Source organism: Bradyrhizobium sp. HKCCYLS3077 (genome assembly GCF_051167555.1).
Classification (GTDB): Bacteria; Pseudomonadota; Alphaproteobacteria; order Rhizobiales; family Xanthobacteraceae; genus Bradyrhizobium.
Map to the genome: position 1 here is coordinate 1 of NZ_JBNPTH010000001.1, position 19,021 is coordinate 19,021.

Genomic DNA, 19,021 nt, shown 5'->3' on the forward strand with positions numbered 1-19,021 from the left:
AAGTCCTCCTGCCGATCACCTCAACCTGTCACCCATGTCGTCGGTTTGTTCTGTCACCTATGTAGCCGGTTTGGACCCCCCCCGACCCCTCCCCGCAAGGGGGAGGGGAGCTCAGCGTCGTCGTGATCGGTAGCGGGGCTTTTAGTCGCCTCAGGAATTTTGCCGCTGCAGCGGATCGGCTGTCATGACACTAGTCTTGCCGGTCAGACATTCGGGCAGGCGGTCCGGCAGGAGATCGGGACGCAGATGATCGAAGAGCGGTGCAAGAAGGGGCGGGATCTCTGACCGACATGACGGCCAGACTTGTTCGATCACGTGCTCGTCAGCCCGACACGCCGCCCAGCTTGCAGACGTGCTTCCACTCCTCCGGCGTCACCGGCTGCACCGACAGGCGCGACTGCTTGACCAGCGCCATCTCCGACAGCTTCGGGTCGGCCTTGATGGCCGCGAGCGTGACCGGCGTCTTGAACGGCTTGTGCGCCTTGATGTCGACGCAGACGAACTTGCCGGTCTTGTCGGTCGGATCGGGATAGGCCTCCTTGATGATCTCGGCGATGCCGACGATCTCCTTGCCCTCGTTGGAATGGTAGTAGAAGGCGAGCTCGCCCTTCTTCATCGCCACCAGGTTCTGCCGCGCCGTGTAGTTGCGCACGCCGGTCCAGGCCTCGCCCTTGGCGCCCTTCTCGACCTGCTGGTCCCAGGACCACACCGAGGGTTCGGATTTCACCAGCCAGTAGCTCATATGCGCATCGTCCTCAGATCACGGCAGCGCCGGTCCCGCGCGGAGTGCAGCATGGCTCGGCGGGCGGATCAAAGAAGACGGCCATCGCCGGGTCAACAGTTTACAGCGAGCACATCGGGCTTTTGCCCAGCGATCAGGCTCACTGCTCCGCCTTGAACGGCCGCAGCATCAGCGCCTCGATCGCGGCATCGATCGTGACCGCACCCGACAGGATCGCGGCCACCGCCTGCGCGACCGGCATCTCGACGCCGCGCGAGGCGGCGAGCTCGACCAGCACAGGGGCGGTGTACTGCCCCTCGGCGAGCTTGCCCGCCGGCAGCGGCTCGCCGCGGCCGAGCGCCAGACCGGCGGCGAAGTTGCGCGATTGCGGGCCGGCGCAGGTGAGGATGAGGTCGCCGAGGCCGGACAGGCCGGTCAGCGTCTCGCTGCGCGCGCCATAGGCGCGGCCGAGCCGCACCAGCTCGGCGAAGCCGCGCGTGGTCAGCGCCGCCAGCGCGGAGGCGCCGAGCTGGCGCCCGGCGACGATGCCGGCCGCGATCGCCAACACGTTCTTGGCGGCGCCGCCGATCTCGACGCCGCGCACGTCGGTCGAGTGATAGGGCCGGAAGGTCGGCGAGCCCAGTGCCTGGACGAGATCGGCTGCCAACGTCTCGTCGGGCGCGGCGAGCGTCACGGCCGTCGGCAGGCCGCGTGCGACATCGTCGGCGAAGCTCGGGCCGGAGAGGATGGCGGGCGTCGCGTTCGGCGCCGCCTCGGCGATGACCTCGGTCATGAATTTGTGGGTGCCGTGCTCGATGCCTTTGGCGCAGGCGATGACCGGCGTGGCGGGCGCAAGCAGCGGCGCGATGTGCATGACGGCGCCGCGCAGATGCTGCGCGGGGACGACGATGAGGATGGCAGAGGCGCGGGCGGCGGCGGCGAGATCGGCGGTGACGACGATGCTGTCGGCGAGCGGGATGCCGGGCAGCCGCGGGTTTTCCCGCGCGGCTGCTATGCGCGCAGCGTGACCCGCGTCGCGGGCGAAGAGGGTGACGTCACGGCCGGCCCGCGCGGCGACGGCGGCGAGCGCCGTGCCCCACGCCCCGGCGCCGATGATGGAGATGGTTTGGAAGCGGGTCATGCGCAACACGCGCCGCTGCGCTCCCTCTCCCCGTCCTTACGGGGGCGCGACGAGCTTCGCTCGCGCTGAGAGGGTTGGGGTGAGGGGCAGCCACACCCACCGACCTTGCTGGGAGCGCACACCCGGATTGCATCGGGCGATGCGATCGGACCTCTCAGCGCGAGCGAAGCTCGTCGCGCCCCCGCAAGTGAGGAGAGGTTAGATGGAGTGCCACGAATATGCGTCTTTGTGGGGCTACCCCCACCCCCGCCCCCTCCCCGCAAGGGGGAGGGGAGCGCACGGAGCGCGCCGCACGGGCTTGCGTCGTCATGCGCAGGAGCGCGGGCCAACCGATGGCTCAGGACATCTGGCAACAACGCCACGTCTCAAAACCCCGCGCGCGTTTTCGCGAACTTGCCGGGGACCTGCGCATTCGCATCGAGCAGCCAGCGCGCACGCGGGGCGGCATCCATGCCGTCGACGAGGCCGAGGGCGAGGCGCTCGGCGCCGGCCCAGGCGATCATGGCGCCGTTGTCGGTGCACAGCGCCGGCGGCGGCATGATCAGGCGGGTGCCCGCGGCTTGCGCGACATCGTCCAGCGCGGCGCGAATGGCCTGGTTGGCGGCGACGCCGCCGGCGGCGACCAGCGCGGTCGGGGCGCCGAAGCGCTGCTTGAACAGATCGAGGCCGACGCGCAAGCGGTCGGCGGTCGACTCCAGCACCGCGGCCTGGAAGCTGGCGCAGAGGTCGGCCACATCCTGCTCGCCCACGCTGTCCAATCGTCCGATCTCGGTGCGCACGGCCGTCTTCAGGCCAGACAGCGAGAAATTGGCGTCGCTGCGGCCCTGCATCGGACGCGGCAAAGCGAAACGCGTTGCGTCGCCGTTGCGCGCGGCCAGCTCCACTTGTGGTCCGCCGGGATAGGGCAGCCCGAGCATCTTGGCGACCTTGTCGAAGGCCTCGCCCATCGCGTCGTCGACGGTGGTGCCGAGCCGCACATAGTCGCCGACTCCGGCGACGGCGACGATCTGGGTGTGGCCGCCGGAGGCCAGGAACAGGCAATAGGGGAAGTCGATTGCATCGGTGAGACGCGGCGTGAGCGCATGCGCCTCGAGATGGTTGACCGCGATCAGCGGCGTGTCGTGCACCAGCGCGATCGCCTTCGCCGTGGTGAGACCGACGATGACGCCGCCGATCAGGCCCGGCCCCGCAGCGGCGGCCACGCCGGAGAGCGCGGCGTAGTCGACGCCGGCTTCGCGCATCGCGGCATCGATGAGATGGTCGAGCATGTCGACATGGGCACGCGCCGCGATCTCGGGAACCACACCGCCATAGATCGCGTGTTCATCGGTCTGCGAGCGCACCACATTCGAGAGGATATGCCCCTTGCCGTCCGAATCACGCGCAACCACGGCCGCGGCGGTTTCGTCGCAGGTGGTTTCGATGCCGAGCACGAGCGTTTGCGAGTCGTTACCCAATCTCAACCCTTTGGTCATTATGTGTGCGGGAAACCGCCTAACACCACGAGGTCGCCAGGTGCAATCACCACGCCGTTGCAGCCCGGCCGATCCGTATTCGACGGGAGCATAGCACATGGCTGTGCTGGTGACCCGTCCCGCTCCCGACAATCAACGCACCGCCGCGGCCTTGCGCGCGCGCGGCTTCGAGGTGCTGCTGGCGCCGATGCTGCGATTCGAGCCGGCCGCGCTGCCGGCCGATGCGGGCCACGACGTGGCGGGGGTCATCGTGACGTCGTCGAACGCGTTGCGCGCGGTCGCGCCGCAACTGCAGAGCTCCGCGCTGTTGCGCCTGCCCCTGTTCGCGGTCGGCGACCAGACCGCCGCGGCGGCGCGCGACGCGGGTTTCACGAACGTGATCTCCGCCGCCGGTGATGCCACGGCGCTGCGCGAGGTGATCACCAGCAGCCGCCTGGTCAAGGCCAAGGCCAACGTGAAGTCCACCCTGCTCTATCTCGCCGGCGCCGACATCTCGCGCGATCTCGCCGCCGAGCTGGCCGAGCGCGGCTTCGAGGTGATCACGCAGACCGTCTACCGCATGGCACCGGTCGCGGCACTGCCGCGCGAGGTCTGCGACGCCTTCGCGGCCAACGCGATTCAGGCGGTGCTGCATTATTCGCGGCGAAGTGCCGCGGCATTCGTGGCCGCGATCCGGGCCGAGGGCGTCGAAATCTCGGCGCTGGCGGTGCCGCATGGCTGCCTGTCGGCCAATATCGCCGAGGTGCTGCGTGACGCCGGGGCGACCCAGGTCACAATCCCAGCGCATCCGGATGAAAACGACATGCTGGAAGGGCTGACCCGTGCGCTCCCGTCGTGAATGGCGTAAGAGGGCCTGCCCAGTCTTGCTTCAGCCAGGGAACCTCCATCATGGTCGATGAACCCGACACCGCTGCACCGGCCTCCGATACCGGGCGGCCGAAACGGCCGCCGCCGACCATCGATCTTGAGGCGACCTCGCGCGAGGAGCGCCCCGCGGCCAGTGAGAGCGCGGCCGAGCGGCCGGCGCTGTCGCCGTGGTCCGCCCCGGCCGAGGCTGTCGCCGAGGGCTCGTCGGGCGCGGCAAGCCAGTCGCATCCGCATGGCGAGCCGGAGAGCGAGACTGAAACTGCCACACCGGACGAAACGGTCGCCGCGGCCGAGCCGCCGCGCGCCGACCTGCCGCCGCCTCCGCCGCCTCGCCCTGTGTCGCCCTGGATCATCGCGCCGTTCTCCGGCGCGGCCGCCGCAGCCCTGGTGATCGGCGTCGGCTGGATGCTGGGCTGGCCGGCCGTGCAGCCGCCGTCGCCCACCACGCCGCTGTCGACGGCCGTCGACGAGCTCACCACGCGGGTCGCCGGACTGGAGCAGCGCATCGGCAAGCCGGATACGGCCGTGACCGGCCGCATCGATGCGATCGACAAGGCGATTGCCGGCGTCCGCAGTGACGTCGCCGCATTGCGCAGTCAGAACGACAAGACGGTCGCGGCGCTGAACGACGTCAAGGCGCAGCCGCGCGATGGCGGCGCGTCCGTGCCCGCGCCTGCCCCGGTCGATCTGTCCGGCCTCACCGCGCGCATCGACGCGCTGGAGCGCGCCAGCAAGTCCCAGAGCGCGGCGCTGGCCCAGGAGAGCCGCAAGCTGTCCGAGGCAGCCGAGGCGGCCAAGACCACCGACGACGCGCCGCTGCGCCGTGTGATTGCCGCCACCCTGCTCGACGTCGCCGTGCGCCATGGCGATCCCTATGGCCCGGCGCTGTCGACCGCGAAATCGCTGGCGGGAGACGCGGCGGCGCTGCAGCCGCTCGAGACCTTCGCCAAGAGCGGCGTGCCGAGCCAGGCCGCGCTCAGCCGCGAACTGCTCACCATCGTGCCGAAGCTGACGCCGCCCGCGGCGGACGGCACCACCGGAACCTCGATCCTCAGCAAGCTCTCCGCCGGCGCGCAGAGCCTGGTCAAGGTCGAGCGCACCGATGGCGCCGGCACCGATCGCGGCGCCGTGGTGGCGCGGATCACCGCGGCTGCCCTGCGCAACGACGTCGCCGAGGCGCGGCGCGAGCTGAAGGGATTGTCGGCCGAGGATCGCGCGCCGGCCAATGACTGGCTCGCCAAGGCCGATGCACGCGACGCCGCGCTATCGACCGCCCGCAAATTCGCCGACGACGCGATGACCGCGCTCGCCAAACCCGCGCAATAGGACGCGCAAGGACGCACATGTTCCGGATCGTCATCTTCCTCATCCTGGTCGGGCTCGCGGCGGCGGGCTCGGCCTGGGTCGCCGAGCAGACCGGCGACGTCGTCTTGAACTGGGGCCCCTGGCGGGTCGCGATGACCCTGCCGGTGTTCGTGCTGGCGCTGGGCCTGACCATCGCGGCCTGCGTGCTGGTATGGAACCTGATCAGCGCGCTGCTGCGGGCGCCCGGCCGGATCCGTCACGCGCACCGCAACCGCCGCCATCAGCGCGGCCGCCACGCCATCACCCACGGCCTGCTCGCGATTGGCCATGGCGATTCGACCGCGGCGCGGCAGCATGCCGACATCGCCAAGCGGCTCGCCGGCGACGATCCGCTGACGCTGCTGCTGCATGCGCAGGCGGCGCAGCTCGAAGGCGACCGCGACGGCGCGCAGCGCGCCTTCCGCGCGATGGCCGAGCGCCACGACACCCGCCTGCTCGGCCTGCGCGGCCTGTTCATTGAGGCGCAGCGCGCCGACGACGCCTATTCGGCCGTCATGATCGCCGACGAGGCGCTGCGGCTTGCGCCGAACGCGACCTGGGCCTCGCATGCCGTGCTCGGCTTCCGCTGCGCGCAGGGCGATTGGGACGGCGCGCTTTCGATCCTCGACAGCAACTACACCGCCGGCATGATCGACAAGCCGAGCTATCGCCGCCAGCGCGGCGTGCTGCTGACGGCGCGCGCGCTCGCGCTGGAGACCGAGAACCGCGACGTGTCGCGATCGAGCGCGATGGAAGCGGTCAAGCTGGCTCCGACCCTGGTGCCGGCCGCGGTGCTGGCGGCGAAGTTCGAGAGCGAGGCGCACCAGGTGCGGCGCGCGATGAAGATCATCGAGGCCGCCTGGGCGTCCTGCCCGCATCCGGACCTCGCCGATGCCTATGCCCATGTCAGGCTCGGCGATTCCGCCCGGCAGCGGCTGACGCGGGTGGAAAATCTCGCGGCCCGCACGCCCGGCCATATCGAGGGCGCGCTCGCCGTGGCCCGCGCGGCGATCGACGCCTCCGAGTTCGGCCGCGCCCGCGAGGCGCTGGCGCCGTTCACCGAGGACCCGACCCAGCGCGTCGCCATGCTGATGGCCGAGCTGGAGCGCACCGAGAGCGGCGATGCCGGCAAGGCGCGCGAATGGACCCTGCGCGCGGTGCGCGCCCGCCACGACCCGGCCTGGACCGCGGACGGCTATGTCAGCGAGCGCTGGCAGCCGATCTCGCCGGTCACCGGCCGGATCGACGCGTTCCAATGGCAGACGCCGGTCGCGAGCCTGCCGTCGGAGCGCAACAGCGTGATCGAGAGCTCGGCCTTCGCCGAAGCCGTGCTGGCACCGCCGGCCCGGCCGGTCATCGCCGAGACCCCGGCCGAGCCGCTGCGCGACATCCCCGCCGCGGCGGTGATCGCCCCGGCCGTGCAGGACAACGTCCCGCCGCGGCCGGCCGAGACGGCGCGCGACGTGGCCACGGTGGACAAACCTGTCGACGAATCTCTGGACAACGCCCTGGAGAAGCCTGTCGAGAAGCCGGTGGACAACCCTGTTGAAAAGGCTGGGGATGGCCCGTTGATCGAGGCGACGGCCGTCACAGCCGTCGCGGCCGAGCCGGCGCCGCCGTTGCAGGCCGCAGCCCCCGCCGAGACGGACGCGGCGGAGCCGGCCGAGGACAACGAGGCTGCGGAAGCGCCAGCGAAACCGGCGGAGACGGCCGCGACCGCGCCGACGCCGCTGTTCCGGACCCGCAACGACCTCGCCAAGCCGCCGGAGACGCCGATCCAAGCCATCGTGCCGATCATGCGACCGCCGGACGATCCGGGGGTCGAGGACGACGACCAGCCGCGCGACGAATTCGCCGAGCAGATCGCCCCCAAGGTCCAGGCCGGCGGCTGGCGGGGCTTCTGGTCCCGCTTCGGCAACTAGCCGCGCGGAACCAGCATCACGGTGGCCACGAAATCGTCCGGGGCGGTCCCCTCGCCCCCGACTTGTCCTTGCCAACGGGCCATCGGCCCGATATCAGGAGCGCGTTCGCGTGGTCCGGTCGTGCCGGACACGCGCTGCTATGGTTCGCCGCAATAGCTCAGTTGGTAGAGCACGTCATTCGTAATGACGGGGTCGGGGGTTCGAGTCCCTCTTGCGGCACCACTGGCTGTACAAACCGCAACAAATAGTTGCGGTCAGAAACAGGTACCCCTCAAAAGCGCCTTGTCCGCTGTATGTCTGCAACAGGACGCAGGGTGCGATTCGCGTTCGGCGACCGTCTGCACGCACTGCATGGGGAGACCTCGACAGCAGGTCTTGGAGGACTTCATTTCATTGTCTCAGCAGTTGACCGAACTCGCGCGGCTGGTCGAGATCGCCGAACGACCGAGCCGCGACCTGGACCGCTTGATCTGGCAGACCGTCGACCCCGCATCCGCGTCGATCCCCGGTGGCGTGCCGCCGTTCTTTACCGACGATCCTCACGCCTCGAAGCTGCTGCTGCCGGATTCGGCGCTCATGGCCACGTCGAAGCGCGATGGCTCCAGCTTCCTGTCGACCGTGATCATGCAGACCAACAACGGCCAAACGACGATCGAGGCGCATCACCGCCATCGTTTTCTCGCCGCCTGCCTTGCGGCGCTGCGCGCCAGGGCAGCCTCGCTGGAGGATCGTGAGCCGGCAGCCGCTCCGCATCCCAAACCTCTCATCCGGCGGTGATCTCGGTCCGGTGACCGCCAAGCTTCCGCCGGTGGCGCAGCTTTCTTGTTTCCAAACCTTTCCGCCCGCATTCCCCGGGTTAAGAATTGCTCAACCCAAATCGCGCCATCGTCGGCGCGAGCCGCGGGGACAATTCCCGCACAGGCGGCGTTTCGGACCCTCGTTTTTCGTGGCGCAGCCACAAGTAGCCCGAAGGGCGAAGCGTGCCCGGCGTAGCCTCTTGGCGAAGCCGGGCGTTTGAGCCCCCCAAGTCTCACTTGAGTCCGGCTCTCTCTGATCCGATCAACGCTGTCAAACAGCCCGCCGCTCGTCACGGTCTTGCTGACGCCCATGCCGCCGCGATCCCGCGGGTTGATAACCCCGAGCTCCGCTGCAGTTTGGCGTCCTCGTCGATTGAGAGGGCGCAGGGAAGGCCGAGTGCCGACTGGCACCCGCGGCCCCCGTGCGAAGGAAAATGCACGGGGCAGGAACCACAGGCTCAGCCGGACACAACCCGGCCTTCCCTGCGCAATGGTTTGAACGGCTGCTCCGTGCTCTCCCAGGGGACCGGGCTTGCTTGCCCCCGTCATCGGCATCGTCGCCGATCAAGACACCAGCGTCGGGGTGTCGGGACCACACGGCTTGACCGTCCGCGACACGACGTTCGTCCGCACCTCCATGAGATGCTGCGTCGCCCCACGGCCACCGCTCCCCGCCGCAACGTCCCGTGACGATCGCGATACGCCCCTCTCAGTGCGGGCGGGATGGCGAGATAAGATCACTGATTTGGGGGTGGCGTCAACAAAATTTCTGGTATTCGGAATTCACGCCCCCGCACCGCTCACTTGCCGTGCACAACAGTCAGTCATCCCGTTTTGGCCGCCATCAAACTCGATGAGTGGGCCAAATGGCTCCCGAACAGAACGGCGAGATACATGCAGTCCAGCAGCGTCACCGTAGCCCGAACGTTGGCGCTTCGACGTTACGGGACTTTGAAGCCGGCCGACCGGAGCCGACGGAACGATCTAGCGGGTAATGAAAGCTGCAACGTAATCAGGTCGCGTTTCATTTTCAAAAGATAAGAAGCAGCGCGGCGTCGTAGCGCCGCGCTAGACGCGATTCAGCGGTTTTGATAAAGGGGGCAGTTAAGCCCCAGAGACTATTATGTGGGCTTGCCACATGGGATGCTCCTGATCCGGCTCGGCCGGGGTTTGGATGGTCTCAATGCCAGAGGGTTGCTCCGCCAAGATTGGCCCTCTGACGGTGGAACGGTGGAGATGGAGGGACTCGAACCCTCGGGCTCGCCAGGTGGACAACCGACCGCCCGCACCGTGCCATCCCCATTCTGAAACCGGAGCCGAAAGGCTCCGGTTTTTGTTTGAGCGGGCCATTTAAGAAAGACCTCCGCTCATATTCTTCCCGCCGCTTTCAGCCGCCGCAGCGCTACCTTTGGCGCGGCTATCGGAGTTGCGCACATGTTTCGGAATGCCGCACGCGTCGGCTAGAAGCCTCCACCATCGTCGAAATTCGACGGCCGACCATGGCAATCCGTCATACTCGGAAGCGATCATTGGCCCTTTCATGGGCAGCTCATTGGAGTGGTTGGTCCTAACGCGCTCCAATTCCTCCATCACCATGGGGTATTTCTTGAGTTCGATAGTGACTTCCTTATCGCCGATCAGATGCGTAAGCGTCATCTGCTTGCGGTCAATTTCTTCCCACCGGAGACCGCGCACCCATTTCATGTTGCCTTCAATGACATCAGAAATGCCCGGCTCGGACATGGGCGCCCATTCGCCGATGACTTCTTTTTGAGTCAGCCCAACGTCGGATTGGAAGGCCTGCGCCAGTGCAATAGATGGCCGGTTCTTTTCGTGTGCCTTGGCTCTGATCAGATTAGCTTGCTCACGCGTGAGTTGCTCATTCCGCGCTTTCGGTAGTTCGATTTCCATATTGCCAAGCAAGCCATAAAGGCGCGCGCAATTCTCATCCCGCACCGACGTTGTGCCGAATGAAAAAAGATTTCGGAGCATCACCATTTTGCTGTGTGAAACAGCAATCTTCCCGCCTTCGCGCCATTTCGCGTACCATGCATCGAGGGTATTGGCGTCGGCCTCTGACAGCTTTTGGCCGCCGAAGTCATTGCGGATAAGATTGAGCAGGGTGTCGTAATGCTCCCGCGACGTATGCTTGAGCTTCTGAAAGGGAGAGGTCGGAGAAGTTCGATAGCGATCAACAAGTTCGCCAAGTGTTGCAATGCTCGACGCGGGCGGCTCTTTAACCTCTTCCAGCCCCATCTGTTTTGCGATTGCCTTAAAGGCGTCAGGGTAAGCGACGGCCAACCGAGCAATTTCAGCCATCTCGCGTTCAATTTTGGCGGTCGCCTGCTCCAATAAGCGCGCCTTCTCGCGTTCGAGGGCCTCCAACAAATTGGGACCTGGCTGGTCAGGATGGCTGGTCATCGAACCTACAGGTTCCCAATGGGTTGCTCTTAGCCCGAACCCGACACTTGGCTGAGAGGCGGTTCTCACAACGGCATCTTAGTCAGTGCTAGGTCGCGCTTCGTCTTAAGCTGTAGCCGATTGCTACATTCCGAAGTGCTTTGAAGGTCCCCGAAGGGCCGATCTTGCATCTTTACCTAAAGTGATTCTCTTTTTCGCGCAACGATAGAAATAAGGAAACAGATTACTGAGCATTCCCCGTTAAGGAAAACACAAATCCAAAATGGCGTTAAAAGTCAATGTCGAGTGGTTTCCTACCTAGTGCCGGAAATTTCGGACAAGCACGGGCAAGTAGTGAGGCAGGAAGAATCTTTGCGGTTTGCACTATGGTTCGCTCCGAAACAGCGGAAATCCTTTCGTCGGTCCGGCCCAGCCTGCCTAGTTTCCGTCGCGCGCTTGGTTGACCAGTTAACAATTGCTTAACCCAAATCGCGCCATCGTCGGGCGCGAGCCGCGGGGAAAGTTCCCGCTCAGGCGGCGTTTCGGACCCGTGTTTTTACGTTCGATATCCGCAATGCCGGCCAAAGCTCGGCGTACGTCAACGGCCAGGCCGCAGACGATCAGTACAAAGGTCATGGTCGAAACGGAATGCGCGCGGCGTGCGATGCCTGCGCGCGTGACGAACAGGCCTTTTAGGCGGCGATGCCCGGCTCCGGCGGCCGGCAGGCCGGATCGACGCAACGAGACAAAGGCGAGCCCTTCGACATGAGCACGACAGCCACTGCCCTCGACAATCACAGCCAATATCAATCCATCGTCGGCCAGGTCCGGACGCTCGCCTACAAATATATCGAGGACAAGGACTACGTCAGCGCGCAGCTCGCGTTCCAGAAGCTGCTGGAGCTCGACCCGAAGGACATCAACGCGCGCTTCATCTATGCGCAGCTGATCGACGACGGCTCGCACAAGAAGCGCGCCGAGGCGCGCGACATGATGCTGGCGATCCTCGACGAGAACCCGCAGATCTTCGAGCAGGCCACCGAGGGCAATCTGCACCTGATCCGCAGCGCCGCCGTGCGCTGCAGCCATGTCGGCCCGTTCAGCCGCTCGATGGAGCTGTTCCGCAAGCTCGCGCCCGCCTCCAACGAGGCGGCGGACTATTTCTCGCTCAGCGAGATCCTGACCCAGGGCAACGAATTCGAGGAAGCGGTCACCGCGCTGGAGAAGGCGATCAAGCTCAACCCCGCCTATGACACGCCGGCCAATCGCGAGACGCTGGAACTCGCGCGCACCAACGCCAGGAAGGGCAAGACCAAGGAGGTCAAGGCCCGCGCCAAGGTCGGGCGCTATCCGGAGACGAAGGACTTCCTCGGCGACCTGCAGACGCTGATCACCAGCCACATCGCCGTCAACCTCGCCGCCGCGCCAAAGTTTCTCGACAAGAGCACGCGCTTCTTCACCATGGGCTCGTGCTTCGCGCGCAACCTCTCCAAGAGCCTCAATGACAGCGGCTACAACAGCCATCACATGGAGATCTCGGAATACATCAACACGACCTTCGCCAACCGCGTGTTCGTCGACTGGCTGCGCGGCGCCAAGATCGATCCGGAGATCCGCGAGCGCATCGTCGAGCTGCTGCCGCCGGGCTCGAGCCAGGAGAATACGCTCGCCGTCATCAAGCAGGCCGACGTCTTCATCCTGACGCTCGGCGTCGCCGCCGCGTTCTTCGACCGCGAGACCGGCGCCTTCGTGCTCCCCAGGCCGAGCGCGCTCAACTCACGGGCGCTGGCCGAGAAGTACAAGTTCCGCACCGCCAGCGTGCAGGAGAATGTCGACAATGTGCGCTATCTGATCGACTTCGTCAGGAGCGTGCGGCCCGGCATCAAGGTGATCGTCACGGTGTCGCCGGTGCCGCTGCTCACCTCGTTCGAATATGAATCGGTGGTGCAGGCCGACTGCCTGTCGAAGAGCACGATGCGGCTGGTCGCGCACGAGATCGTCAATAATTCGGAGCTCGAGGACATCTGGTACTGGCCCTCGTTCGAGGTGTTCCGCTGGGGCGGCTCGAATGCCTCCAGCTTCTTCGCCGCCGATGACGGCGCCGCCTGGCACGTCTCGGAGGACAAGGTGTCGGCGACCGTCCGCGCCTTCGTGCAGACCTTCTCGCCGGCCTGAGCACGGTCACGGAGAGCGATTCAGATCGGCTGCCTCAGGGCAGCCGTTTCCTCCAGAGACGGAAGATCAGGAAGCTGGCCTGGGCATAGCCCGGCGGCGAACTGTCGGGCCCGAACGGGGTCCGCGAATATAGCGAGCTGGAGACCATGAAGCCCCCCACATAGGGCTCCGGCAATCCCGTCAGCACCAGGAAGCAGCGGTGCGTGAGCAGGCCATCCTCGGGCTGGTTGCCGCGGACCAGACGGCAGTCGCCAAGCCCGGTGAAGGGGATGCCGTTGAGCTGGCCTTCGGTGTAGGTGCCGAGCACGGTCGGATCCATCGCCTGGCCAATACACACCCGCATGTCGCCGATGCTCTTGTCGTTGCTGCCGGTCATCCGGCCATCGCTCGCCTGCACGTTCACGCTGTGAATGGACAACTGGTCCTCGAGCGCCGGAGCAAAACCGGTCTTGGTCGGCGCGCAGAAATCCGACGGCACCACCCGCCCACGGCGCACGGAGCGCGCGATGTAGATTTCCTCGACGTCATTCTCGCCCGCCTGGGCGAGGCTGGGATGCTGGCCGGCGAGCAGCATGGCGGCCGTTATGAGCAGTGCTGAGATCATTCGGCGCATGCGCCAGCCCTTCCCCCGAATCGACCACTTTCCCTATCGGATTCGGCGAACCTTCTGAACAGCACCAACGAACAGTACATATGCATACGATCATACCTCAACCTTGGGTCGTTCCACGAGGATGGAACACCTCCGCATGGCGGTATTTTGGTAACAAACGCCGATGGTCTGGGAGTGCAGTGCGAGCGCCCGCACATGCTGCAATCAACGATGGTCGGATGATCGTCGGGCGCGTCCCTGAGCTCCTCATCGCCCTGAACTGAAGTCGCGGTCATCGACAAAAGGTTCTGAGAAAAGCGGTGTGCCGATCCGCGAGGGCGTGTGGAGCGCCCGCGTACGATCTGGAATTGTCCCGCCCAGTGTGACGGGCATCACATCAGGGGATCGCCGGGACGTCTAAACCTCCTCGCAGCCAACAAGGGGAGCTTTCACGATGCGCAAGATGATCCTGACCGGTGCCATGGTCCTGATGTCCGCCACCGCCGCCATGGCCGAGGGCACCCGCAGCCTGTCGCTGTCGTCCAGCGACGCTGCCCCGACGCCGCGACCCAGCTATGTGCAGCAGGCCGGCCAAGTCACCGTGACACCCGCACCGGTCCCGGCCGTCGCGACCGTCCCGGCGCAGCCCGCCACCCAAGCGACGGCCGCTGCTGCACCCGCGGCAGCGCCCGCGCCGGCCGCTCCGGCGACCACCGCCGCGACGCCGCAGCCGGCGACGGCCACAGCGACCGCGCCTGCGGCGTCGACCAGCTCGGTGCAGAAGCCGCAGAAGTTCCAGCGCTCCGCCCGCAGCAGCAAGCCGCGGACCAGGAGCTGGACGGAGGCCCGCATCGTCCGCGAGTTGCACCGCCACGGCATCTATTGGTGAGCGGACAGCCGAGACCTTCGTTCGGCGTCGAGCCCGGTTGACAGCCGTTCAACCTGAGCTAGCTTTCGGCCCATATTACCGCCATATGGGGAAACATGATGTTCCGAACGGCCCTGCTTGCCACTGCAATTCTTGCGGCGACGACAATTGGCGCCGCCGCCCAGACTGTTGCGCTGACCTTCAACATCCCGGGACAGCCGCCGGTGAGCCATCCAGCCAAATGGCGGCCCGGCATCACGGTCGAGCAGGCCATGCAGGGCGCCGGGATCAAGTACGTCACCGCCTGGTATCCCCGCCTCGGAAATGCACTCGTGATTGCCGAGGGCACGCCCCTGGTGACCAATGGTGGTCTGGGATCACCGTTCTGGTGGCTGTGCGTCGATGGCAAAGCACCGAAGCGCGGCGGCAAGGATGTCGGCATGTCCCAGGCGTTGATTCCCTCGGCGCGCTCGACTGTGACCTGGTCCTGGACGATCGAACCGACCTGCAAATAGTCGGCCCGGCTCGCGGCGGCATCGACGGCATCCGCTGCAGGTCGCCAGGCCGATAGAAGAAGGCGCGGCGTGATTTTCAGGCAAACACGCGTGCAACGAAAAAGGCCGGGCAATCGCCCGGCCTTTGCCGTCACTCACGGGCAGCGGGGCATCACTGCTGGACGGTCTGGATCACGCTGGAGATCGGGCGTGCATTGGTCATGGTGGTCGGCAGCTTCGGATCCTGGCCGACCATGGCGTCATATTCCGGCAGCGTGTCGAGCGTGCCCTTCGGCTTCATCGCGACGACCTTGTAGCCGCCGGCCTTGAGCCGCCGCAGCAGGGTCGGCAGCGCCAGCGCCGTGTTCTTCTGGAAGTCGTGCATCAGGATGATGCCCTTGCCCTTCTTGTCGAGCCCGGTCATCACCGTGTTCACGACCTGGTCGGCATCCTTGGAGCGGAAGTCGAAGCTGTCGACGTCGCAGGAGAACATCGCGACGTTGCGGGTGCCGAGATAGGCCACGGCGGACGGACGGTGCTGCAGCTGCGGGAAGCGGAAGAACGGCGCGGGATTGGTGCCGCCAAGCGCGAACTTCACGGCGCTGATGCCCTTCTCCAACTCGTCCTTCGCGGTCTGGTCGGTCATCTTCTTGCCGTTGAGATTGACGTGCGACCAGGTGTGCACGCCGACGACGTGACCGGCCGCCTGCACCTGGCGCAGGATCTCCGGATGATAGGTCGCGTGCTTGCCGATGGTGAAGAAGATGCCGGTGGTGCATTCGTCGGCCAGCGCCTTCAGCACGGCCGGCGTGTTGACTGGCCACGGGCCGTCGTCAAAGGTCAGCACAACCTCGCGGTCGGCGAGGAAGTCGAACTGCTTGAAGTGGTCGAGGCCGAAGCCCGGACCGCCTGTCGTGTCGACCACGACGGTGCGGGAGACGCCGAGCGCATCCGGATTGGCGCAGGTCGATTTCGGCAAGCTGGGCGCCGGCGGCGGCGTTGCGGGTCGGGCCGGCACGGTGCCGGTGAACTCGACGTCGGCCTTGGCGGCGAGCCTGGTCGAGGATGGGGAGGACGCCGGCTCGGCCGGCTTGATCGATGCGCTCTGCGCGGCGGCTTTCGCGGCGCTCGGCTTCGACACATAGTACCACACACCGGTGATCGCCAATGCCGCGACGACGGTGGCCAGCAGCAAGCCTAACGCATTACGCATGGTTACTCTTCCCGAAAACGCGAGACAGACGGTGGCGGACAAGAACACCGTCCAACCACCTCGATTAGCTTCCATTAGTGCCAACGAAACCTTAACGCGGTGCCAACACGGCCAGGATCGACCAAGATTTGCAGGACGATCGCCGACGCTCTCGGGTGTTCACCGGAGCGACATGTCGCCGCGGGCGGCCGCCCTGCCGAAATGGCCGATCCGGGTTGCGCAGGCCGATCTGGCGTGACCCGCATCACGGTTGCTAACGCGGCATCCGGCCATGATGAGCGCATCGAAACACGGGGCCCGCAATGACGCGGAGCCAATGGGAGCCAGCCATGACGAAGTCCTTCACTCTGCTGCGCAAGGCCGTTCTGGCCGCCGTCAGCGTCGCCGCCGTCGCAACCTTCACCACCACCGAAAGCTTCGCCTTCAGCGCCGAGGCGCAGCAGATGTGCACCGGCGACGCCTTCCGCCTGTGCAGTAGCGAAATCCCCAACATCCCGGCAGTCACCGCCTGCATGATCAAGAACCGCTCCTCGCTCAGCTCTGGCTGCCGCACCGTGCTCGACAAGGAAGTCGCGAAGCAGCGCAGCGGCAAGATCGCCGAGGCCAGCGACAGCCAGTGATGCACGGCTCTGGCTCCCCTTGCGCGCCCCGGCTGCAGTCGAGGCGCTTGCGAGGCCCGGTTGCGGCCACTAAAAGCGCCGCAGAACCTTCAATGCCGGGAGTGAGGCGTCAGTCATGAATAAGGTCTTGGTCATCATCCCCTTCCTCCTGCTCGCGTCGGCGGCCTCCGCCCAGCAGCAGGCGAACCAGGATGCCTGCGCGCGTGACGTGTCGCGGCATTGCCGTGCGGTGATGAACAATGGCGACCAGGCGGTGCTCGCCTGCCTCAAGGAGCACCGCGCCAAGCTGTCGAAGGCCTGCGACAAGGTGCTGACCGATCACGGGCAGTGAGTCCTGATTTGGCGTAATCGTTTCGGTCGTCGAGCGGATGGCCGAAGTTTTTTTTGTCGTCTCCGGAGGCTCGTCATTCCGGGGCAAGGCCGCAGGCCTTGAACCCGGAATCCCGAGATTGTCTTGCACCCTGCTCCTCAGCTTGAGATTCCGGGTTCAATCGTCACCGCGCAGCCGCGCGTTGACGATTGCCCCGGAATGACTCGGAAGCGGTTTGCTTGAGCGAATGAGCCGCTTAAGGCCCGCTCCGCGCTGCGCTCGCCACCGCAGGCGCAGTCTCGGGCGTGCGGTCGATGTCGTCCTTGGCGCGCACGGAGCCGAACGGACGCTCCAGCATGCGGCGGATGCGGACCGGATCGGGGCCGATGTGGAAATCGATGGCGCGCTTGTGCAGCTCGCGCTCGGCGCGGGTCGAGCGGTTGCGCTGGCGCAGATAGTCGATCCAGGTCGGGCAGTGATAGCGCTCGGTCCAGAGTTCGGGATCGGCGATGTCGCGCGCGATCGACCAGCCATAGGCGCCGTTGCGCTGCCGGCTGAGCTGCACGTCCTGCATCAGATCGTGGAAGGCGCGGGCATTGTCCTCGGCGACGCGGTACTCGATCTCGACCACCAGCGGGCCTGAGCGCGGCGTCAGCTCCAGCTGCACCTCGGGATCGGCCAAGGTCTCGCCGTCCTCGTTGCGGGCGCCGATCGGCGGCATCCGCAGCCAAAGGCCGAGCAGCGGTGAGGCGATCATCAATCCGCCGGACACCAGCAGCGCGACCTCGACGCCGGCGGCGTCGGTGAGGCGGCCCCAGCCCCAGCTGCCGATGGCGATGCCGCCAGAGATCGCCGCCTGGAAGGCGGCCAGCGCGCGGCCCGCGACCCAGCGCGGCGCCGACAGCTGCACGCCGATGTTGAACAGCGCGACCGCGAGCATCCACACCGCGCCGGCGACGACGAGCGCTGCGGCCGTGAGCACCGGCTCGGTGCTGAGCGCCACGGCCGCCGTGGTCGCTCCCAAGGTGAGCGCGCACACGCGGATCGCCGCCTCGCCCGACAGCCGCTTCCTGACCTCGCCGATATTGAGCGCGCCGATGACGGCGCCCATGCCGAACGCGCCGAGCATGATGCCGTAGGTCTGCGCACCGCCATGCAGCAGGTCGCGCGCGACCAGCGGCATCAGCGCCGAGATCGAGCCGCCGATGATGCCGGTCACTAGGGTGCGGATCAGCACGATGCGGATCGATGGCGAGTGGATGATGTAGCGAACGCCGGAGACGATGGCGCGGTTGAGCGGCTCGCGCGGCAGTCGGCTCGGCTCGACCACGCGGCGCCACATGAACAGGGCCACCAGCAATGGCAGGTACAGTAGCGCATTGGCCGCGAACGCGGCCACCGCCCCCGCAGCCGCGACCACGACGCCGCCGATCGCCGGGCCAAAGCTGCGCGCGATGTTGTAGCTGATGCCGTTGAGCGCCACGGCCGCCGGCAAGGTTTCCGGCGGCACCTGCTCGCTGACCGAGGATTGCCAGGCCGGCCCCATCAGCGCCATGCCGCTGCCGATCACGAAGCACAGCACGAGCAGGCGCTCGGGCGTGACCATGCCGAGCCAGGCCAGCACGGTCAGAGTCGTCGCGCCGCCGAGGGCCACGAGCAGGGACGCCAGCGCGACGATGCGGCGGTCGTACATGTCGGCGACCGCACCGGCCGGCATCGAAATGAACATGACGGGCAGCATCAGCGCGGTCTGCACCAGCGCCACTTTGTCGGCCGACGACGTCATCTGCGTCATCGCCCAGGCGGCGCCGACGGCCTGGATCAGCAGTCCCAGATTCGACAGCAGGCTCGCCAGCCAGATCCGGCGGAACACCGTGTGCTTCAGCGGTGCGGCGATGCTCTCCGCGGCGAACAGCTCGCGTTTCTGCGGCGCATTCATGCCGGTCCGTCCAGGTCGCCAGATCGCAGTGCAGAAGGTCGCATTGAACTATCGCTTGATTCCAGCCGGACGAATGTGATGCCTGCGAAGGTCAGCCGCGTCCAGTGCGCAGACGATCGCATCATGGATCGCGGCCAACCAAC

At 66.5% G+C, this 19,021-nt stretch carries 16 protein-coding genes and 1 tRNA gene; 10 read left to right on the forward strand and 7 right to left on the reverse strand.

The features are described from left to right. Positions 1 to 322: 322 nt before the first annotated feature. The 3 genes from ACQR0Z_RS00005 to tsaD form a co-directional block, all read right to left on the reverse strand. Complete coding sequence (locus ACQR0Z_RS00005; RefSeq protein WP_434857858.1) at positions 323 to 742, reverse strand: EVE domain-containing protein; 420 nt, start codon at positions 740 to 742, stop codon at positions 323 to 325. A gap of 139 nt (positions 743 to 881) precedes the next feature. After that, positions 882 to 1,862 (reverse strand): NAD(P)H-dependent glycerol-3-phosphate dehydrogenase, encoded by a 981-nt coding sequence (locus tag ACQR0Z_RS00010; protein WP_434917293.1) that lies wholly within the window; start codon positions 1,860 to 1,862, stop codon positions 882 to 884. 365 nt (positions 1,863 to 2,227) lie between these two features. After that, positions 2,228 to 3,295, reverse strand: a complete 1,068-nt coding sequence (gene tsaD, locus ACQR0Z_RS00015; RefSeq protein ID WP_434917294.1) for a tRNA (adenosine(37)-N6)-threonylcarbamoyltransferase complex transferase subunit TsaD — start codon at positions 3,293 to 3,295, stop codon at positions 2,228 to 2,230. 139 nt (positions 3,296 to 3,434) lie between these two features. Here tsaD and ACQR0Z_RS00020 point away from each other — a divergent pair, with 139 nt between their 5' ends. The 5 genes from ACQR0Z_RS00020 to ACQR0Z_RS00040 all read left to right on the forward strand — a co-directional run bounded on the left by ACQR0Z_RS00020 (position 3,435) and on the right by ACQR0Z_RS00040 (position 8,247). Then, positions 3,435 to 4,175 carry a uroporphyrinogen-III synthase gene (locus ACQR0Z_RS00020; RefSeq protein ID WP_434917295.1) on the forward strand — a complete coding sequence of 247 codons (741 nt, stop codon included), beginning with the start codon at positions 3,435 to 3,437 and terminating at the stop codon, positions 4,173 to 4,175. 50 nt (positions 4,176 to 4,225) lie between these two features. Further along, positions 4,226 to 5,530: a COG4223 family protein gene (locus tag ACQR0Z_RS00025; RefSeq protein ID WP_434917296.1), complete on the forward strand. Its 1,305-nt coding sequence runs from the start codon at positions 4,226 to 4,228 to the stop codon at positions 5,528 to 5,530. 17 nt (positions 5,531 to 5,547) lie between these two features. After that, positions 5,548 to 7,470, forward strand: a complete 1,923-nt coding sequence (locus ACQR0Z_RS00030; RefSeq protein WP_434917297.1) for a heme biosynthesis HemY N-terminal domain-containing protein — start codon at positions 5,548 to 5,550, stop codon at positions 7,468 to 7,470. A 146-nt stretch (positions 7,471 to 7,616) separates the two neighbouring features. After that, a tRNA-Thr gene (locus ACQR0Z_RS00035) sits at positions 7,617 to 7,692 on the forward strand. Positions 7,693 to 7,863: 171 nt separating this feature from the next. Further along, positions 7,864 to 8,247 carry a hypothetical protein gene (locus ACQR0Z_RS00040; RefSeq protein ID WP_434917298.1) on the forward strand — a complete coding sequence of 128 codons (384 nt, stop codon included), beginning with the start codon at positions 7,864 to 7,866 and terminating at the stop codon, positions 8,245 to 8,247. A gap of 1,370 nt (positions 8,248 to 9,617) precedes the next feature. Here the strand turns inward: ACQR0Z_RS00040 and ACQR0Z_RS00045 are convergent. Continuing rightward, positions 9,618 to 10,688 carry a hypothetical protein gene (locus tag ACQR0Z_RS00045; RefSeq protein WP_434917299.1) on the reverse strand — a complete coding sequence of 357 codons (1,071 nt, stop codon included), beginning with the start codon at positions 10,686 to 10,688 and terminating at the stop codon, positions 9,618 to 9,620. A gap of 744 nt (positions 10,689 to 11,432) precedes the next feature. Here ACQR0Z_RS00045 and ACQR0Z_RS00050 point away from each other — a divergent pair. Continuing rightward, a complete protein-coding gene (locus ACQR0Z_RS00050; protein WP_434917300.1) occupies positions 11,433 to 12,842 on the forward strand; it encodes a GSCFA domain-containing protein in 1,410 nt (469 codons plus the stop codon). Between the two features lie 34 nt (positions 12,843 to 12,876). Here the strand turns inward: ACQR0Z_RS00050 and ACQR0Z_RS00055 are convergent, their stop codons facing one another. Beyond that, positions 12,877 to 13,446 carry a hypothetical protein gene (locus ACQR0Z_RS00055; RefSeq protein WP_434917301.1) on the reverse strand — a complete coding sequence of 190 codons (570 nt, stop codon included), beginning with the start codon at positions 13,444 to 13,446 and terminating at the stop codon, positions 12,877 to 12,879. Between the two features lie 442 nt (positions 13,447 to 13,888). Between ACQR0Z_RS00055 and ACQR0Z_RS00060 the strand changes: the two genes are divergently transcribed. Both ACQR0Z_RS00060 and ACQR0Z_RS00065 read left to right on the forward strand, forming a co-directional pair. Next, positions 13,889 to 14,323 carry a hypothetical protein gene (locus ACQR0Z_RS00060; protein ID WP_434917302.1) on the forward strand — a complete coding sequence of 145 codons (435 nt, stop codon included), beginning with the start codon at positions 13,889 to 13,891 and terminating at the stop codon, positions 14,321 to 14,323. Positions 14,324 to 14,418: 95 nt separating this feature from the next. Further along, a complete protein-coding gene (locus ACQR0Z_RS00065) occupies positions 14,419 to 14,817 on the forward strand; it encodes a hypothetical protein (RefSeq protein ID WP_434917303.1) in 399 nt (132 codons plus the stop codon). A gap of 151 nt (positions 14,818 to 14,968) precedes the next feature. Here ACQR0Z_RS00065 and ACQR0Z_RS00070 read toward each other — a convergent pair whose 3' ends face one another. Further along, positions 14,969 to 16,009, reverse strand: coding sequence for a polysaccharide deacetylase family protein (locus ACQR0Z_RS00070; RefSeq protein WP_434857871.1), 1,041 nt, complete (start codon positions 16,007 to 16,009; stop codon positions 14,969 to 14,971). A gap of 329 nt (positions 16,010 to 16,338) precedes the next feature. On the opposite strand from ACQR0Z_RS00070, the gene ACQR0Z_RS00075 reads away from it, so the two are divergent. After that, positions 16,339 to 16,629, forward strand: coding sequence for a hypothetical protein (locus ACQR0Z_RS00075; RefSeq protein ID WP_434917304.1), 291 nt, complete (start codon positions 16,339 to 16,341; stop codon positions 16,627 to 16,629). Between the two features lie 115 nt (positions 16,630 to 16,744). Continuing rightward, positions 16,745 to 16,960: a hypothetical protein gene (locus ACQR0Z_RS00080; RefSeq protein ID WP_434917305.1), complete on the forward strand. Its 216-nt coding sequence runs from the start codon at positions 16,745 to 16,747 to the stop codon at positions 16,958 to 16,960. Between the two features lie 235 nt (positions 16,961 to 17,195). On the opposite strand, the gene ACQR0Z_RS00085 is transcribed toward ACQR0Z_RS00080, so the two are convergent. Further along, the gene (locus ACQR0Z_RS00085) at positions 17,196 to 18,878 is read right to left on the reverse strand and encodes an MFS transporter (protein ID WP_434877695.1); all 1,683 of its coding nucleotides are present in this window, start codon (positions 18,876 to 18,878) and stop codon (positions 17,196 to 17,198) included. Between the last annotated feature and the right edge of the window lie 143 nt (positions 18,879 to 19,021).

Coding starts and splice junctions, on each gene's coding strand:
- ACQR0Z_RS00005 (WP_434857858.1), bottom strand. CDS start 742: ATGAGCTACTGGCTGGTGAAATCCGAACCCTCGGTGTGGTCCTGGGAC.
- ACQR0Z_RS00010 (WP_434917293.1), bottom strand. CDS start 1,862: ATGACCCGCTTCCAAACCATCTCCATCATCGGCGCCGGGGCGTGGGGC.
- ACQR0Z_RS00020 (WP_434917295.1), top strand. CDS start 3,435: ATGGCTGTGCTGGTGACCCGTCCCGCTCCCGACAATCAACGCACCGCC.
- ACQR0Z_RS00025 (WP_434917296.1), top strand. CDS start 4,226: ATGGTCGATGAACCCGACACCGCTGCACCGGCCTCCGATACCGGGCGG.
- ACQR0Z_RS00030 (WP_434917297.1), top strand. CDS start 5,548: ATGTTCCGGATCGTCATCTTCCTCATCCTGGTCGGGCTCGCGGCGGCG.
- ACQR0Z_RS00045 (WP_434917299.1), bottom strand. CDS start 10,688: ATGACCAGCCATCCTGACCAGCCAGGTCCCAATTTGTTGGAGGCCCTC.
- ACQR0Z_RS00050 (WP_434917300.1), top strand. CDS start 11,433: ATGAGCACGACAGCCACTGCCCTCGACAATCACAGCCAATATCAATCC.
- ACQR0Z_RS00055 (WP_434917301.1), bottom strand. CDS start 13,446: ATGATCTCAGCACTGCTCATAACGGCCGCCATGCTGCTCGCCGGCCAG.
- ACQR0Z_RS00060 (WP_434917302.1), top strand. CDS start 13,889: ATGCGCAAGATGATCCTGACCGGTGCCATGGTCCTGATGTCCGCCACC.
- ACQR0Z_RS00065 (WP_434917303.1), top strand. CDS start 14,419: ATGATGTTCCGAACGGCCCTGCTTGCCACTGCAATTCTTGCGGCGACG.
- ACQR0Z_RS00070 (WP_434857871.1), bottom strand. CDS start 16,009: ATGCGTAATGCGTTAGGCTTGCTGCTGGCCACCGTCGTCGCGGCATTG.
- ACQR0Z_RS00075 (WP_434917304.1), top strand. CDS start 16,339: ATGACGAAGTCCTTCACTCTGCTGCGCAAGGCCGTTCTGGCCGCCGTC.
- ACQR0Z_RS00080 (WP_434917305.1), top strand. CDS start 16,745: ATGAATAAGGTCTTGGTCATCATCCCCTTCCTCCTGCTCGCGTCGGCG.
- ACQR0Z_RS00085 (WP_434877695.1), bottom strand. CDS start 18,878: ATGAATGCGCCGCAGAAACGCGAGCTGTTCGCCGCGGAGAGCATCGCC.